This is a genomic window from Aquabacterium sp. (assembly GCF_034003525.1).
GTDB lineage: Bacteria > Pseudomonadota > Gammaproteobacteria > Burkholderiales > Burkholderiaceae_C > Aquabacterium.
This window is the reverse complement of the sequence record NZ_JAVEYN010000012.1, coordinates 42653-58458: the sequence shown is the minus strand read 5'-3', so window position 1 is coordinate 58458 and position 15806 is coordinate 42653. Positions and strand designations below refer to the sequence as shown.

The following is a 15806-nucleotide window of genomic DNA, read 5'->3' as shown; positions in this document are numbered from 1 at the left end:
TCAACGGTAGCGAACGAGCCACGCAAAGGCGCTCATGGACAGCAGGAGGTAGAGCACGCTCGGGGCCGCAGCCGCCAGCCAGGGCTCCCAGTTGTTCAGCAGGCCCAGATGGTTGGAAATGTGGTTGGCCAGCACAAAGCTGATGCCCACCATCACCCCGCCGAAGATTTTCAGGCTCATGCCGCCGCTGCGCGCGTGCAGGTAGGCGTAGGGCAGGGCCAGCGCCACCATCACCAGGCACACCAGGGGGTAGAAGCTCTTCTTCCAGAATTCGATCTCGTAGCGCTGGGCCGCCTGGGCATTGCTGGCCAGGTGCTCGGTGTAGCGCCACAGGGCGAAGGTGGACATGGTTTCGGGTGGCAGCACCGAGGCCGACACCACCAGGGGCGTCAGGCTGCTCTGCCAGTCGAGCGAGGCCAGTTGCGACTCCCGCACCAAACGCGCCCCGGTGCGCACGGCCTGCTCGTCAATCTGCCGCTCATGCGACAGCCAGACGGTTTCCTGCACGCCCTTGAGCTGCCAGATGGAGCCTTGTGCCGCGGCCTCACTGCCCAGCGGCTGAATGCGCGCTTCCTGGGCGAACAGGCGGCGCTGCAGTCGGCCTTGCCCATCGAACTCGAAAATGCGCACCGCGCCAAACTCCACGTCGCTGACAGCCGAGCCCACGTTGACCGTGATGGTGCGAGACGCATCGCCCGGCGCTTCCCGACGCTCGCGCAACCAGGTGCCCGTGCCGCCGGCTTTCAGCAGGCCGCGCTGCCCGATCTGGGCCTTGTGCAGGGTCAACTGCTGCTCAGCCCAGGGCACGACCGAGTTGCCCACCACCACCATCAGCACGGCGGCCGACAGCCCCAGCACGCCCAGCAGGCTCAGTGCGCGTCCTGGGCCGAGGCCCCCCGTGCGCAAGATGGTGAACTCGCTGGTGCGGGCCATGCCGGCCAGCGCCAGAATCGCGCCAATCAGCAGGCCGATCGGGAAGATGTCATAAAAATGCTGCCCCTGCATGTACAGGCAGGTGATCAGCGAGTCGGTCGCGCTGTACTTGCGGATCTCATCGACGAAATCGATGAAGAAGAACAGCGCCGAAAAGGCCAGCGTCACGCCGAACACGTGCTTGATGACCGAGTTGTAAATGAGCTTGCGAACGGTGTGCATCACACGCCCTCCGCGTGGGTGGCGGGCAAGGCGCGCCGGGACACATGGCGCCCAGGCAGCACGGCCCCGTCACGCCACCAGATCATGAACAAGGCGCCCAGGGTCAAGCCACCATGGATGAGCAGCAAGCCCGCGATCCAGTCCAGCTTGCCCTTGCTTACCCAGGACTGGCTCAGGCTCAGCAGGTTGAAATACACCACGAACACCAGCAGGGCATACACCAGATTCCAGCTGCTGTTACGCCGGGCATTGCCCGCCGCCAGGCTTAGCCCGGCCAGCACCATGTTGAAGGTGGCCCAGACCAGGCCCAGCCGCCAGATGAGTTCAGCCTGCGCCTGGCGTGTGGGGATCGACAGCAGGTCCAGCGTGGACATGCTGCGGGGCTCGGGCACCTTGAGCGCCACATTGGGCGCGTCACCGACCGCAATGCGGGCGGTGCCGAAGTGGGAGAGCGTCTTCTCACCCGTGGTGAGGTCGGTCTGGGTGCGCTCACCCTGGCTCAGCACCAGATAGCGCAGGCCCTGGTCGAGCTGCAGCAGGCCCTCGCGCGCCGTGACCACCGACTCCTGGCCTTTGTCCGTCATCACCATGAAGACGTTGCGGGCGGTTTCCTGGCCGTCGCTGTGGCTGTCAATGAAGAAAACGCGCTTGCCGTCGGCCGAGGTCTGGAACTGGCCGGGCGCCACCCGCGCCATGTCGGAGCGCTGTTCGTAGCGCTGTTTGAGCACCTCGGTCTGGTTCTGGGCCCAGGGGCGGGCCACCAGGGTGCACAGGGCCACCAGCACGATGGCCGGCCAGGCCATTTTCAGCAGCGGCTTGATGAAGGCAAACTGGCTGGCCCCACTGACCTGCCAGACGACCATCTCGCTGTCGCGCCACAGCCGGCTGAGCACGGTGACCACGGCCACGAACAAGGCCAGGGCCACCATGACGGGCAACTGGCCGATGAGGGTGTAGCTCAGCACCAGGCTCAGGTCGGCAGGCGCAAAAGCGCCCTTCGTGGCCTGACTCAGGATGCGGATGAGCAACATGGTCAGCACCACGGTGAGCAGCACGACCAGGGTGCCGATAAAGCTGCGCCAGAGTTCTCGGCGTACGGAGGAATCGAATAACATTGTTCGGATCTGTTTTCAACTGTCCATTATGGACTTGCACAGCATGGACTTCCGCGCTATCTCGGCCCAAGGGCCCGCTTTGTCTCAGGTGAATGCCGACGCTCTGGTGGTGGTGCTCACCCCCGATTTGGCCCGCACGGGCGACGCCGCCCTCGACCGCTTGGTTGACGACGCCGTGAAGGCGCAAGACTTCGCCCTCAAAGCCGGCAAAACGCTGTACGTGCACCGGCCTGCGGGCGTGAAAGCGTCGCGCCTGGTGTTGAGCGCCGCCGCCAACGCCGAGCCCAAGGCCTTCAAGGCTGCCGTGGCCAAGGGGCTGGCGGCGCTCAAGGACCTGGGTGCAGCCCACACCGCCGTGACTGTGGCACAAGGCTTTGTCCTGACCGCGCCGCACGCCCAGGCACTGGCGCTGGCCGCGGCCGACGCCACCTATGTGTTCCGCCACACCAAGCCCAGCGCGCCCAAGGCGGGTGCGCTCAAGAAAGCGTCCCTGCTGTGTGCCGACGCCGAACTGGCCGCCGTCAAGCAAGGCCTGACACGCGGCGAAGCGCTGGCCCAGGGCGTGACCCTGGCGCGCGAGTTGGGTAATCTGCCGGCCAACTACTGCACGCCGTCGCACTTGGCGCACGAGGCGCGTCAGCTGGCCAAGGCCCACAAGCACCTCAAGGTCGAGGTGCTGGAGCGCCCCGCGCTGGAAAAGCTCAAGATGGGCTCTTTCCTCTCGGTGACCAACGGCTCGGCCCAGCCGCCCAAGTTCATCGTGTTGCGCTACCAGGGGGCGGCCGCTTCGCAGGCCCCGCTGGTGCTGGTGGGCAAGGGCATCACGTTTGACACGGGTGGCATCTCGCTCAAGCCGGGCGCTGGCATGGACGAGATGAAGTACGACATGGGCGGCGCGGCCAGCGTGCTGGGCACCTTCCGTACAATTGCCGCACTGCAGCCCAAGGTCAACCTGGTGGGCCTGATTCCCACCTGCGAGAACATGCCCAGCGGCACCGCCACCAAGCCCGGTGACGTGGTTACCAGCATGTCGGGCCAGACCATCGAGGTGCTCAACACCGATGCCGAGGGCCGTCTGATCCTGTGCGATGCGCTGACCTATGCCGAGCGCTTCAAGCCGGCCGCCGTGGTGGACATCGCCACCCTGACAGGCGCTTGCGTGATCGCCCTGGGCCATCAGCACAGTGGTCTGTTCTCGGCCGACGACGAACTGGCCCAAGCCCTGTTGGGTGCAGGCCAGGAAGCCTTGGACACCGCCTGGCGCATGCCGCTGGACGAAGAGTATGGCGAGTCGCTCAAGAGCAACTTTGCCGATCTGGGTAATGTGGGCGGGCGTGAGGGCGGGGCGATCACGGCCGCCGTCTTCCTGAGCAAGTTCACCCAGGCCTACCGCTGGGCCCACCTGGACATCGCCGGCTCGGCCTGGAAGTCGGGCGCGGCCAAGGGCGGCACGGGTCGTCCGGTCGGGCTGTTGACGCAATTCATCCTGAATCAGGCCAGCGCAGGCCCGGCGGCCATTCAGCCTTTGCCGGCCAAGCCCGCCAAGAAAGTGGCCTCGAAGCAGGCAGCCACCAAGGCGGTGACCCGGCCAGCGGTCAAGAAGGTCGCGGTCAAGTCGGCGCGCCGTCCTGCGGCGGGTCGCGCTTGAGCATCGGGGTCGGGCGGACATGAGCATCGTCGAGTTTCACCACGGCGTCTCCGACAAGCTGGCTTATGCCTGCCGTCTGTTGCGCAAGGCCTACCGCGCGGGCGCCCAGGTGGTGGTGACCGGCGATGCGGCGGCGCTGAAGGCGCTCGATCGCCAGCTCTGGGTGTTTGACGACCGCGAGTTCGTGCCGCATGTGCTGGCCCAGTCCGAAGGATCGGTGCCGGTGCGTCAGCACAGCACGCCCATCTGGCTGACGGCCGATCCGGTCACGGCGCCCGGTGAGCGGGGCGTGCTGGTCAACATCGGGCAGACGCTGCCACCTGGCTGTGAGCGTTTTGCGCGCCTGTTTGAGATCGTCTCCAACGAGGCCAACGACCGCCAGCAAGGCCGCCTGCGCTGGAAATCTTATGCTGCCAAGGGCTGGCAGGTGAACCCTCACGAGGTCAAAGAATGAACGAGACTGATCGCCCCCATCTGCCGCATGTGCCGACCTTGACCGAGGTCATCGAGCCCATTCATCTGGACACCGAGGCGGCCCCCGTGTCCCCACCAGCTGTGGCAGATGAAGCGCCGCACATGATCGTGACCCGCAATCTGCCGGAGAAGGCGGGCACTCAGGACTGGGTGCCCCTCAAGACCCTGGTCTTGCCGCCCCACCAGGAGGGGGAGGTGCCCACATCGGAGTTTGGCCAGGCACCGCTGGACCTGAGCGATGTGCCTTTGCTCAGTGAGCCCGTGCTGACGTCTGAGGTCGTGGCTTCCATGCCGGTGAAGACGCCCGAGTTGTCCCACGAGCAGATCGTCCAGCGCGTGATGGTGGATGTGCAGCGTCGCGTTGACAGCATGCTGGAGTTCCGGCTGCGGGAGGCCCTGACCCCCATTCTGGCGCGTCACACCGAGGCCCTGATCCGCGACATGCGCGATGAGCTGAGCCTCACGATGCGCGATGTCGTGACGCGTTCGGTGGCGCAGGAGCTCGCCAAGTTGCGCCCGCGCTGAAGTGTTCGGAGTCGTGTTCGTCTGACGGTTGTTTCCTTTTTCAGGAGTTCTCCATGGCGTGTTTCCCCAAGGTGGGTTGTTCGGTTCTGGCAGTGTCTGCCGTGATGGCAGCAGTGGTGTCGCATGCGGCACAGGCGCAAACGGTGGTGCGCATCGGTCACGTAGGGCCGGTGTCAGGCCCCCAGGCGCACTACGGGCGTGACAACGAAAACGGCGCCCGCATGGCGGTGGAAGAGCTCAATGCGCAAGGCGTCACGATTGCCGGCAAGAAGGTGCGCTTCGAGCTGGTTGCCGAAGACGATGCCGCCGACCCGAAGCAGGGCACCGCCGCGGCACAAAAGCTGTGCGATGCCAAGGTCAACGGCGTGGTCGGCCACCTGAACTCGGGCACCACCATTCCGGCGGCCAAGGTGTACAGCCAGTGCGGCTTGCCGATGGTGACGCCTTCGGCCACGAACCCCGAGCTGACCCAGCTGGGCTACAAGAACGTGTACCGCCTGCTGGCCAATGACAATGCCCTTGGCGCGGGCCTGGCACAGTACGCGGCCCAGGTGCTGAAGGTCAAGAAAGTCGCGGTCATTGACGACCGCACCGCCTACGGCAAGGGCGTTGCCGACGTGTTTGCCAAGACGGCCAAGAGCCTGGGCATCGAGGTCGTCAGCCAGCAATACACCAATGACAAGGCCGTGGACTTCATGGCCATCCTGACGTCCATCAAGAGTCGCAAGCCCGATGGCATCTTCTTCGGTGGCATGGACCCGCAAGCCGGCCCCATGCTGCGGCAGATGCAGCAGTTGGGCTTGAGCAAGGCCTACCTGTTCGGGGGCGACGGCATCTGCACGGACAAGTTGAAGGACCTGGCCAGCGGCGCGCGCACCTTGAACAACGTGGTGTGCGCGGTCGGTGGGGCGGCCATTGACAAGATGCCCAATGGCAAGGACTGGCGTGCGCGCTACGAAGCCAAGTTCCCCATGCAGTTCCAGGTGTATTCGCCCTACACCTATGACGCGACGATGGTGCTGGTCGACGCCATGAAGCGCGCCAACTCGGTCGACCCGAAGGTGTATGGGCCCAAGCTGGCCGCCACCCAGTACCAGGGTGTGACCGCCAAGGTGGTGTTTGAGCCGCAAGGCGACCTGAAGAACCCGGCCTTGACGCTGTACGTCTACAAAGATGGCAAGAAAGTCGCGGTGAACTGAATCCGTGAGCCAAAAACTTGCTATAGTTGAGGGCTTCGGAGAGGTGGATGAGCGGTTTAAGTCGCACGCCTGGAAAGCGTGTGTGGGTTAATCCCCACCGCGGGTTCGAATCCCGCCCTCTCCGCCAAAACATGACCCCAAGTGATCCCGTCACTTGGGGTTTTTATTTGGCGCTGCGGCTTCTTACCCGAGCCCGGCGCCCGCCAATCTGACGCCAAACCCGATGAACAGCCCCCCGACGCTGCCAGTGCACAGCGCGGCCAGCTTGCTGCGGCGACGGAAGACCTCGGCCAGATAACTGCCTCCCAGGATCAGGGCCGACAGGTACACCATGCTGCACGCCTGAACGATCACACCCAACACCAGGAAAGACAGCCAGGGATGAGGGTAGGTGGGCGAGACGAACTGGATGAAGAAGGACACGAAGAACAAGATGGCCTTCGGGTTCATGAGGCTGATGAACAATGCCACCCGGAAGGGCTGCCCTGGTGCCGATGAGGCCGGTGTCGACGCCACGTTGCTGGTGACCGGGGCGCGCCACCGAGCGAGTCCGGCGCGCAACAACCCCCAGCCCAGAAACCCCAGGTAGGCCGCCCCCGCGTACTTCAGGCCCACAAACAGGGCCGGATGAGCCTGAAACAGCGAGGCCACGCCCGTGGCGGCCAGGGTCATCAGGATCAGGTCCCCCGTGAAAATGCCCAGCGCCCCTCGGTAGCCTGCCCCCAGGCCCTGTTGCGACGCGACCGTCATGACATACAGGGAGTTCGGTCCGGGCAAGAGCACGATGACGATGGTGCCGATGACGAAAGTGGTGAGATCAGTGATGCCGTAGACCATGCCACATGGTAATCGCACCCACTTGCACCGATACCGTGCACCACCGGGCGAATCCGATGGCATGCGTTTTGCTCATTCTTGCCCGTGCGCGCAGGTGATGAGGCTTGATGCACAGACGTGGTTTCCGCTGACGGCGGCGGGCATCCCCTGGATGCAAGGAACCCAAGTTGGCAGCCGAGCTGTCTATCCACTGTCTTTCAAGCGTCGCAGGAGTGCATATGAAAATCGTCGTCGTTGGCCACGGCATGGTGGGACACAAGTTTCTGGAAAGCCTGTCTGAGGCGGGCCTGCAGAACGCCGAAGTCACCGTGTTGTGCGAAGAGCCTCGCCCGGCCTATGACCGGGTGCACCTCTCTGAATTCTTCGCCGGCAAGTCGGCCGAAGACCTGTCCGTGGTCGAGCCCGGCTTTTTCGAGCGCACTGGCTTCACGCTGCGTCTGGCTGCTCGCGCCGTGGCCATCGAACGCCGCGACCGCACCGTCACCACCGCTGACGGCGAGGTGCTGCCTTACGACAAGCTGGTGCTGGCCACCGGCTCCACGCCGTTCGTGCCGCCCATCCCTGGGCGCGACCGCGACAAGTGCTTCGTCTACCGCACCATCGAAGACCTGAAAGCCATGCAGGTGGCGGGCGCCAAGTCCCGCACCGGTGTGGTGGTGGGCGGGGGCCTGTTGGGCCTGGAATGCGCCAAAGCTCTGCGTGACATGGGCCTGCAAACCCATGTGGTCGAGTTCGCGCCGCGCCTGATGGCCGTGCAGGTGGACGAGGGAGGGGGCCGTATCCTGCGCCACAAGATCGAGGCCCTGGGCGTGAACGTGCTCACCAGCCGCAGCACGGTGAAAATCGTGGATGGGGCCGAGCACCGCCATCGCATGGTCTTTGAAGACGGCAGCTACCATGAGACCGACATGATCGTGTTTTCGGCTGGCATTCGCCCGCGCGACGAGCTGGCCCGCCAATGTGTGCTGGCCATCGGTCCGCGCGGCGGCGTGGTCATCGACGACCATTGCCGCACCAGCGATCACAACGTCTACGCCATTGGCGAGTGTGCCTCGTGGAGCGAACAAACCTTCGGCCTGGTGGCACCCGGATATGACATGGCCCGCGTGGCGGCCAAACACATCGCGGGCGACGAACAGGCTGCATTCACCGGTGCCGACATGAGCACCAAGCTCAAGCTGATGGGCGTGGACGTGGCCAGCATTGGCGACGCGCATGGCAAGACGCCGTACAGCCGCAGCTTTCACTACAACGACGACATCCATCAGGTCTACAAGAAGATCGTCGTCAGCGCCGATGGCAAGAAGCTGCTGGGTGCCGTGCTGGTCGGCAATGCCGATGAATACGGCACCTTGCTGCAGATGGCCCTCAACGGCATCGCGCTGCCTGACAAGCCCGAGTTCCTGATCCTGCCGTCCAGCGATGGGCAGGCCAAGCCGGGCCTGGGCGTAGATGCCTTGCCCGACACGGCCCAGATCTGCTCATGCAACAGCGTCAGCAAGGGACAGATCTGTGCAGCCGTGGGGGAGGGCGTGACCACCATCGCCGACCTGAAGGCCTGCACCAAGGCGGGGGCCACCTGTGGCGGCTGCGTGCCCCTCGTCACGCAGGTGATGAAGGCCGAGATGAGCAAGCGGGGCATGGCGGTCAACAACCACGTCTGCGAGCACTTCGCCTACTCACGCCAGGAGCTCTACCACCTGATCCGCGTGGGCAGCATCCGCACCTTTGACGACCTGTTGGCCAAGCACGGCCAAGGCCTGGGCTGCGACATCTGCAAGCCCACGGCGGCCAACATCCTCGCCTCGGTCTGGAACGACTTCGTCCTGAAGAAGGACCTGGCCAGCCTGCAGGACAGCAACGACTATTACCTGGGCAACATCCAGAAAGACGGCAGCTATTCGGTCGTTCCACGCATGCCCGGTGGCGAGGTCACGCCTGACGGCCTCATCGCGGTGGGCCAGATCGCCAAGAAGTACGGCCTGTACACCAAGGTCACCGGGGGGGCACGGGTGGACATGTTTGGCGCGCGCGTGGAGCAACTGCCCCTGATCTGGGAGGAGTTGATCGCCGCCGGCTTCGAGTCGGGCCACGCCTATGGCAAGTCCCTGCGCACGGTCAAGAGCTGCGTGGGATCGACCTGGTGCCGCTACGGTGTGGGTGACAGCGTGGGTCTGGCCGTCGAGCTGGAGAACCGTTACAAGGGCTTGCGCGCTCCGCACAAGATCAAGTTCGGCGTCTCGGGCTGCACGCGTGAGTGCGCCGAAGCGCAGGGTAAGGACATCGGTGTGATTGCCACCGAAAAGGGCTGGAACCTCTACGTGTGTGGCAACGGTGGCATGAAGCCGCGCCACGCCGAGCTGCTGGCGTCCGATCTGAGCAAGGCCGATCTGGTGCGCATGATCGACCGCGTGTTGATGTTCTATGTGCGCACCGCCGACCGCCTGCAGCGCACCAGCACCTGGCGTGACAACCTGGAAGGCGGCCTGGACTACCTCAAGGACGTGATCCTGAACGACAGCCTGGGCCTGGGGGCCGAGCTGGAAGCCCAGATGCAGAACGTGGTCGACACCTACCAATGCGAATGGAAGACGGCGGTCACCAATCCCGAAGTGCGCAAGCGCTTCCGCTCCTTCGTCAACAGCGATGCCAAGGACGAACGCATTGTCTTCGTCAAGGAGCGCGGCCAGATCCGTCCGGCCCGACCCGAAGAGCACGCCATGCAGACCGACGAGATCACCGCCTGAGCCCCGTCATCGGAAGGAGCAGAACATGAACGCAGCCATCTTGAGTTTCACCCCCGCCACGGACGCCTCGACCCGATCGGAGTCGTGGATCCCCGTGTGCGCGGTGGATGACATTGTGCCCAACACCGGCGTGTGCGCCTTGGTGGCAGGGCGCCACGTCGCGGTCTTCCGTGTGGGGGAAGACCAGTTTTATGCCATTGACAATGTCGACCCCAAAACCGGTGCCAGCGTGCTGTCACGGGGTCTGATCGGCAGCCTGGGCGGGCGCATCGTCGTCGCCTCACCGTTGTACAAACAGCATATCGAGCTGAGCAGCGGCGAATGCCTGGAGTCCCCCGCATACTCGGTGCAGGCTCACCGTGTCAGCATCCAGGAAGGGCAGGTGAGGGTGGCCTTGGCCTGAGCGCCGAGTCTTCCTGCCGCGCTCGTTTTCCAGAACCTTTTGCTCGCTCATGACCCTTTCCGCTTCTCACCTCGTTCTGCGTGCCAAACAACTGGAGCTCGATACCGTGCGGCATCTGGCCGAGCGGGTCGAGCTCGCCGGGGTGGTTGGGCAGCTGATCGATGCCTTGCAGCGCGAACGTGGCGCCACCAGCATTTACCTCGCGTCAGGCGGGCAGCGGTTTCAGGCTGAACGGCAGGCGGCACTCGCGGCAGTTCGCCCCATTGAAGCCAGCTTGCTCACCCTGTTCCACGAGCAAGGTCTGCTCACACAAGGCGCCACCGCACGAGCGCTGTCCCTGATGGCCTGGGTGCTGCTGGACCTGCGGGCCCTGGCCGCGCTGCGCCTGCAAATTGATCAGCGCATCCCGACTGCACACGAAGCCGTGGCGGCGTACAGCCGCGTGATCGCCGGCCTCGTTGAGCTGGTCTACCAACTGGCCGACGCGGCGCCCCATCCGGGCATCTCACGCCAGTTGGTGGCCTTGGTTCACCTGATCCAGGGCAAGGAGGCGGCCGGGCAGGAGCGTGCCGTGGGCGCCGCACTCTTCGCCTCGGGTGCCTGTAGCGAGGCGCAGCAACTGCGCATCGTCAAGCTCATCGAGGCCCAGGAACACAGCCTCAAGGTGTTCGAAGATTTTGCGCAGCCTGCCCTCCAAGCCCTGTGGCACCAGCATCAGCTGACGCCCAACGTGGCCATGCTGGAGCGCCTGCGTCGCTCCTTGTGCACCGCCCGCCACGGCACCGTGCTCGACGCTCGCCTGAGCGACAGCTGGTTCGAGGCTGCGAGCGTGCGCATTGCCGCGCTGTGGCAGTGCGAGGTTGAGCTCGTCGAAAGCCTGCGGCAAGCCTGTGCCGCCCAGCTTGAGGCCACCCAGCAGGATCTGCGGGACTCCGAGGGGCTGCTCAGGCAGCTGCGCGACAACCCGCCGCCGCACACCCACGCCGTCAGCCGCTTCTTCAACACCGCCGAGTATCCCGATGCGGTGCCGGTGTTGGGATCCGGTCCTGACAGCGCAGGCGAACCCACACCCAGCGCCGGTCCCGATGCCGCCAAGGTCTCCTCCTTGGAGGACCTGCTGCAAGCGCAAACAGCTCGCCTCGCCAGCATGGAGGCCGAGCTGGAGACGGCACGGCGCGCGCTGCACGAGCGCAAGCTCATCGAGCGCGCCAAAGGGGCGCTGATGGCGCGCATGGGCCTGACCGAGGACGCAGCCTTCCGCGCCTTGCAGAAAACCTCCATGGACCACAACCGCAAACTCGTGGATGTGGCCGAGGCTGCACTGGCCCTGCCCGATCTGGTCTTCGGGCCTCGCCCCGATACGCACCAAAACTGATCGGCTACGCACCAGTTTGGCGGTGTCGCGGGGCCCGGCCCCCGCACGCGGGCTGGCACAGAACCTGCGTTCTCAAAGGCATCAAGCTGAAGATGGCTTGCCTGTCTGGATGACGGCGTCCTGACCCTGTACCTGCCTGCGGCCGGTGCGGTGTCGGACGCCGTCTTCTTTTTTGTCTTTTCCGTTTCAAGGACGCACCATGGCCTACCTTGCCCCTGCCGAGTTCGTGACCAAGATGGTCGACGCTGGCGAATCCAAACTGCTCATGTCCACTCGTGACACCCTGATCCGCGCTTTCATGGCGGGGGCCATCCTCTCGCTCGCGGCGGCCTTTGCCGTGTCGGTGAGCGTCAACACCGGCAACCCGCTGCTCGGCGCCTTGCTGTTCCCGGTGGGCTTTTGCATGCTCTACCTCATGGGCTTTGACCTGCTGACCGGGGTCTTCACCCTGGCCCCGCTTGCCGTGTTCGACAAGCGACCAGGCGCCACCTGGGGCGGCGTGATGCGCAACTGGGGCCTGGTGTTCGCTGGCAACTTTGCCGGCGCGCTCACCGTGGCCTTCTTCATGGCCATCATCTTCACTTTCGGCTTCAGCGAAGCCCCCAACGCCATCGGGCAGAAGATCGGTCACATCGGCGAGGGCCGCACCCTGGGCTACGCCGAACATGGCGCCGCCGGCATGCTCACCCTGTTCATCCGCGGCGTGATGTGCAACTGGATGGTCTCCACGGGGGTCGTGGCCGCCATGATGTCCACCTCCGTGTCCGGCAAGGTCATCGGCATGTGGATGCCCATCCTCGTCTTCTTCTACATGGGCTTCGAGCACTCCATCGTCAACATGTTCCTTTTCCCCTCAGGCCTCATGCTGGGTGGCAACTTCACCATCATGGACTACCTGATCTGGAACGAGATCCCGACTGTGATCGGCAACCTGGTCGGTGGTCTGACCTTTGTGGGCGCGACCTTGTACGCCACCCACTACAAGACACAGCCCAAGCGCGTGGCTGCCTGATCCAGATGCGGCGCCTGACTGCAACATGAGTTCTACGCTGCGCGTCACGCTGGGCCAGCACTCGCAGGCCGGGCGCAAGGCCATCAACCAGGATTTCCATGGGGCGGCCACCCCCACGGCCACGCATCTCCACACCAAAGGACTGGCCATCGCCGTGGCTGACGGCATCAGCAGCAGCGCCGTCAGCCACGTGGCCAGCGCCGCGGCCGTGAGAGGCTTTCTCGACGACTACTACGGCACGTCCGAAGCCTGGTCTGTGAGGAGGTCCGCGCAGCGGGTGCTCAACGCTTGCAACTCGTGGCTGCACGCCCAGACCCAGCGCAGCGATGCCCGTTTCGACAAGGACCGGGGCTATGTCTGCACCTTCAGTGCCTTGGTCATGAAAGGCTGCTGCGCCCACCTGTTCCATGTCGGGGACACGCGCGTCTACCGTCTGCACCCGCACGCGCTGGAGCAACTCACCGACGACCACCGCGTGCGGGTGTCCGCCACCGAAGCCTATCTCGGTCGGGCACTGGGGGCGGGCCCCGCCGTCGAGATCGATTACCGCCACTGGCGTCTGGAGGTGGGCGAGGTCTACTTGCTGGCCACCGACGGAGCGTACGAACACCTCGATGCCAGCGCGGTGCATGCCGCATTGGCACGACATCCGGTTGAGCTGGATCAGGCGGCCGAGGCATTGACCGATCTGGCCCTGCAGCGCGGCAGCCAGGACAATCTGACCGTCCAGTTGGTGCGCATCGATGCCCTGCCGGACGGGGCCGTCACGCCGCAGCACCTCCCACGTGAAGGCCTGAGGCTGCCCCCCGCACTCCAGGCTCGGGACCTCTTCGAGGGCTACACCATCGTACGTGAGCTGCATGCCAGTTCACGCAGCCACGTGCACCTCGCCCTGGACCACGGCAGTGGACAGCCTGTGGTGCTGAAAACCCCCTCGGTCGACCTGCGTGAACAAGCCAGCTACCTGGACCGGTTGCTGCTTGAGGAGTGGATCGCTCGCCGCCTCGACAGCGTCCATGTGGTCAAGGCCATCACGGCCGATCGTCCACGGCAACATCTGTTCGTCGCATTCGAATACATCGAAGGCCAGACCCTGGCGCAGTGGATGATCGACCATCCCGAGCCCGACCTGAACACGGTGCGAGAGCTCATTGCCCAGGTCGCCAAAGGGCTTCAGGCCTTCCACCGCAAGGAGATGCTGCACCAGGACCTGCGCCCCGAGAACCTGATGATCGACCGCGCCGGCACCGTCAAGATCATTGATTTTGGCGCCACCCATGTCGCCGGCTTGACCGAGGTCACGGCCGAGGCCCGCCCCCGTGCCATTCTCGGCTCGCTGCAGTACACCGCGCCCGAGTATTTCGTGGGCGGGCAGGGCAGTCCGGCCTCTGAGCTGTTTGCCTTGGCGGTGCTGACCTACCAGATGCTGAGTGGCCATCTGCCCTACGGGCTACAGGTCACGCAGTTGCGCACCTCGGCCGATCTGGCGCGTTTGCGCTACGTGCCTTTGCGCAGCCGCCGTCCTGACTTGCCCGCCTGGCTGGACGCCGTCCTGCAGCGTGCCTTGCACCCTCAGCCCCATCGGCGACAGGAAGCCCTCTCGGAGTTTGTCCAGGATCTGTGCGCACCCAGCGCCCGCTACCAGAGCGACCGAGGGTCGGCCCTGATCGAGCGCAACCCCGTCGTTTTCTGGCAGACCCTGTCCGTGATCTTGGCGGGCCTGGTGTTGCTGCTGCTGGGCCTGCGCGCCACTGGCCACTGAGGCCATCGCTCACACCGCGTAACTCAACTCCATCGGGTGCACCCGATCCAGCCGTCGCGCCCGTTGCTGGTCACGGATCATCTGATCCACCTTGTAGCGTGCGAGCGGCCAGGGCCCGAAGCCGGACTCCGTGTTGATGTGGCCGACAGCGCCCATATTCTGAAAGCGTGCCCCCCAGGTCTGCGCCCAAGTCCGCGCTCGCTCCAGCGGCATCCACGGGTCGTCCTCACTGCCGATCACGGTGGCCGGGATGTGCAGACCATCGGTGGGCAGACGGTGCGCGACATCAAACTTGACCGGGTCGGCGGGTGCCACCATCAGCGCGGCGCGGATGCCACCCAGGCCGTACTGTGGCTCGACGCGCAAGGCCAGATGCCGCGCCAGCGCCAGGCAGCCGAAACTGTGTGCCACGGCAATCCATTGCGTGTGCGGCCCGAACCGAGCGAGGGTGTCCGTGATCCTTTGCGCCCATTCATCCAGCTCAGGGGCAAACCAGTCCCGTTGCTGCACCCGCACCGCACCACGGTACTGGCTCTGCAGCCAGCTCTGCCAATGTGTGGGACCGCTGTCGCGCAAGCCGGGAATGATGAGCACACGCACCTGATGTCTTTGTGCGAGCGGCAGCAAGGAGGAGGGCGAGGATGGATTCATGCGCCCACTGTAGCTGCAGGGCATATGCAATGAAAGTAATGATTGCGCATTTCTTCATGCGAAAATCAGATATGCATGGGCGAGGCACCTCAGTCCCCTGCGCGCACGGGTCGCTCCAACTCGAGCCGCTTCACGATGGCGGTCACGCCGGCCTCGCACAGGCCCATTACCTTGACGAAGCCTTCCGGGCTGCCGTAATACGGATCCGGTACATCCAGTGAACCGTCGTGTCCGGCGAAGCGCAAAAACAGGTCCAGTTTGTGCTGAGCGTCCTGCGGGCACTGCCGCTGCAGGGCCCGCAGCACACTCTCATCCATTGCCAGGATCAGGTCGCACTCCAAAAAATCCTGTGCCCTGACCTGGCGCGAGCGGATTTGCTCAATGTGCCGGTAGCCATGGCGCAAGGCGCAGGCAATGGCGCGCCGATCCGGTTTCTCCTTCAGGTGGCTGCGCCCGATGGCGGCCGAGTCCACCTGCAACATCGACGCCAGGCCGCGGCGCACCAGCACGTCGTGGAACACGGCTTCGGCCATGGGGGAGCGACAGATATTGCCCAGACAGACCAGAAGGATGCGGTACATAGGCCATCGATTCTATCGACCCTCTTGGACGGCTGAGTGAAGGGCTCCTGCAGTGATCTCTCAGCACGGTTAAACCCCCGATACGAGGGGTTGATTTGATTGGCTATTTATTTATTCGACGCGCTTTGTGCTGTATTTCCGCGTGACTCATCTTGGTGTGATGCCTGTAATACTTTTGTCACATGCGATTCATCGGCTCATTCGCCTCCCCCTTATGAGGGATGTCTCAGGGCAAATACCAGGATGGGTGGCCAAGTTTCTTTATGTCAGCCCCGGTCTGCGCTACATTCCGGTAAATCGGTTATCGGTATCTACAAATTGC

The 15806-nt window shown here is 64.5% G+C and carries 14 protein-coding genes and 1 tRNA gene; 10 read left to right on the top strand and 5 right to left on the bottom strand.

The annotated features are described in order from the left end of the window. Together lptG and lptF are read right to left on the bottom strand one after the other, a co-directional pair. A complete protein-coding gene (lptG, locus tag RBT42_RS09005; RefSeq protein WP_320364281.1) occupies positions 1 to 1155 on the bottom strand; it encodes an LPS export ABC transporter permease LptG in 1155 nt (384 codons plus the stop codon). Further along, the gene (gene lptF / locus RBT42_RS09000) at positions 1155 to 2270 is read right to left on the bottom strand and encodes an LPS export ABC transporter permease LptF (RefSeq protein WP_320364278.1); all 1116 of its coding nucleotides are present in this window, start codon (positions 2268 to 2270) and stop codon (positions 1155 to 1157) included. The genes lptG and lptF overlap by 1 nt, the downstream gene beginning before the upstream one ends. A gap of 43 nt (positions 2271 to 2313) precedes the next feature. On the opposite strand from lptF, the gene RBT42_RS08995 reads away from it, so the two are divergent. The 5 genes from RBT42_RS08995 (at position 2314) to RBT42_RS08975 (ending at position 6243) form a co-directional block, all read left to right on the top strand. Continuing rightward, on the top strand, positions 2314 to 3918 hold the full coding sequence (locus tag RBT42_RS08995; protein WP_320364276.1) for a leucyl aminopeptidase: 1605 nt from the start codon (positions 2314 to 2316) through the stop codon (positions 3916 to 3918). Positions 3919 to 3937: 19 nt separating this feature from the next. Continuing rightward, complete coding sequence (locus tag RBT42_RS08990) at positions 3938 to 4372, top strand: DNA polymerase III subunit chi (RefSeq protein WP_320364274.1); 435 nt, start codon at positions 3938 to 3940, stop codon at positions 4370 to 4372. After that, on the top strand, positions 4369 to 4917 hold the full coding sequence (locus tag RBT42_RS08985) for a hypothetical protein (RefSeq protein ID WP_320364272.1): 549 nt from the start codon (positions 4369 to 4371) through the stop codon (positions 4915 to 4917). Before RBT42_RS08990 ends, RBT42_RS08985 begins: the two co-directional genes overlap by 4 nt. Before the next feature lie 53 nt (positions 4918 to 4970). Then, a complete protein-coding gene (locus RBT42_RS08980) occupies positions 4971 to 6116 on the top strand; it encodes a branched-chain amino acid ABC transporter substrate-binding protein (RefSeq protein ID WP_413785877.1) in 1146 nt (381 codons plus the stop codon). A gap of 37 nt (positions 6117 to 6153) precedes the next feature. Beyond that, positions 6154 to 6243: transfer RNA gene (locus RBT42_RS08975), tRNA-Ser, on the top strand. Between the two features lie 56 nt (positions 6244 to 6299). Here RBT42_RS08975 and leuE read toward each other — a convergent pair. After that, a complete protein-coding gene (gene leuE / locus RBT42_RS08970) occupies positions 6300 to 6953 on the bottom strand; it encodes a leucine efflux protein LeuE (RefSeq protein ID WP_320364388.1) in 654 nt (217 codons plus the stop codon). 218 nt (positions 6954 to 7171) lie between these two features. Here leuE and nirB point away from each other — a divergent pair, with 218 nt between their 5' ends. The 5 genes from nirB (at position 7172) to RBT42_RS08945 (ending at position 14252) form a co-directional block, all read left to right on the top strand. Then, the gene (nirB, locus tag RBT42_RS08965; RefSeq protein WP_320364270.1) at positions 7172 to 9700 is read left to right on the top strand and encodes a nitrite reductase large subunit NirB; all 2529 of its coding nucleotides are present in this window, start codon (positions 7172 to 7174) and stop codon (positions 9698 to 9700) included. Between the two features lie 25 nt (positions 9701 to 9725). Then, on the top strand, positions 9726 to 10103 hold the full coding sequence (gene nirD, locus RBT42_RS08960) for a nitrite reductase small subunit NirD (RefSeq protein ID WP_320364268.1): 378 nt from the start codon (positions 9726 to 9728) through the stop codon (positions 10101 to 10103). 49 nt (positions 10104 to 10152) lie between these two features. Further along, positions 10153 to 11478 (top strand): nitrate- and nitrite sensing domain-containing protein, encoded by a 1326-nt coding sequence (locus RBT42_RS08955; protein ID WP_320364266.1) that lies wholly within the window; start codon positions 10153 to 10155, stop codon positions 11476 to 11478. A gap of 199 nt (positions 11479 to 11677) precedes the next feature. Beyond that, positions 11678 to 12490: a formate/nitrite transporter family protein gene (locus tag RBT42_RS08950; protein WP_320364264.1), complete on the top strand. Its 813-nt coding sequence runs from the start codon at positions 11678 to 11680 to the stop codon at positions 12488 to 12490. Between the two features lie 25 nt (positions 12491 to 12515). Next, entirely contained in the window at positions 12516 to 14252 is a 1737-nt protein-coding gene (locus RBT42_RS08945) for a protein kinase domain-containing protein (protein ID WP_320364262.1), read from the top strand. Positions 14253 to 14261: 9 nt separating this feature from the next. Here RBT42_RS08945 and RBT42_RS08940 read toward each other — a convergent pair whose 3' ends face one another. Both RBT42_RS08940 and RBT42_RS08935 read right to left on the bottom strand, forming a co-directional pair. After that, a complete protein-coding gene (locus tag RBT42_RS08940; RefSeq protein WP_320364260.1) occupies positions 14262 to 14903 on the bottom strand; it encodes an alpha/beta hydrolase in 642 nt (213 codons plus the stop codon). An 89-nt stretch (positions 14904 to 14992) separates the two neighbouring features. Beyond that, complete coding sequence (locus RBT42_RS08935) at positions 14993 to 15484, bottom strand: low molecular weight protein-tyrosine-phosphatase (protein ID WP_320364258.1); 492 nt, start codon at positions 15482 to 15484, stop codon at positions 14993 to 14995. Between the last annotated feature and the right edge of the window lie 322 nt (positions 15485 to 15806).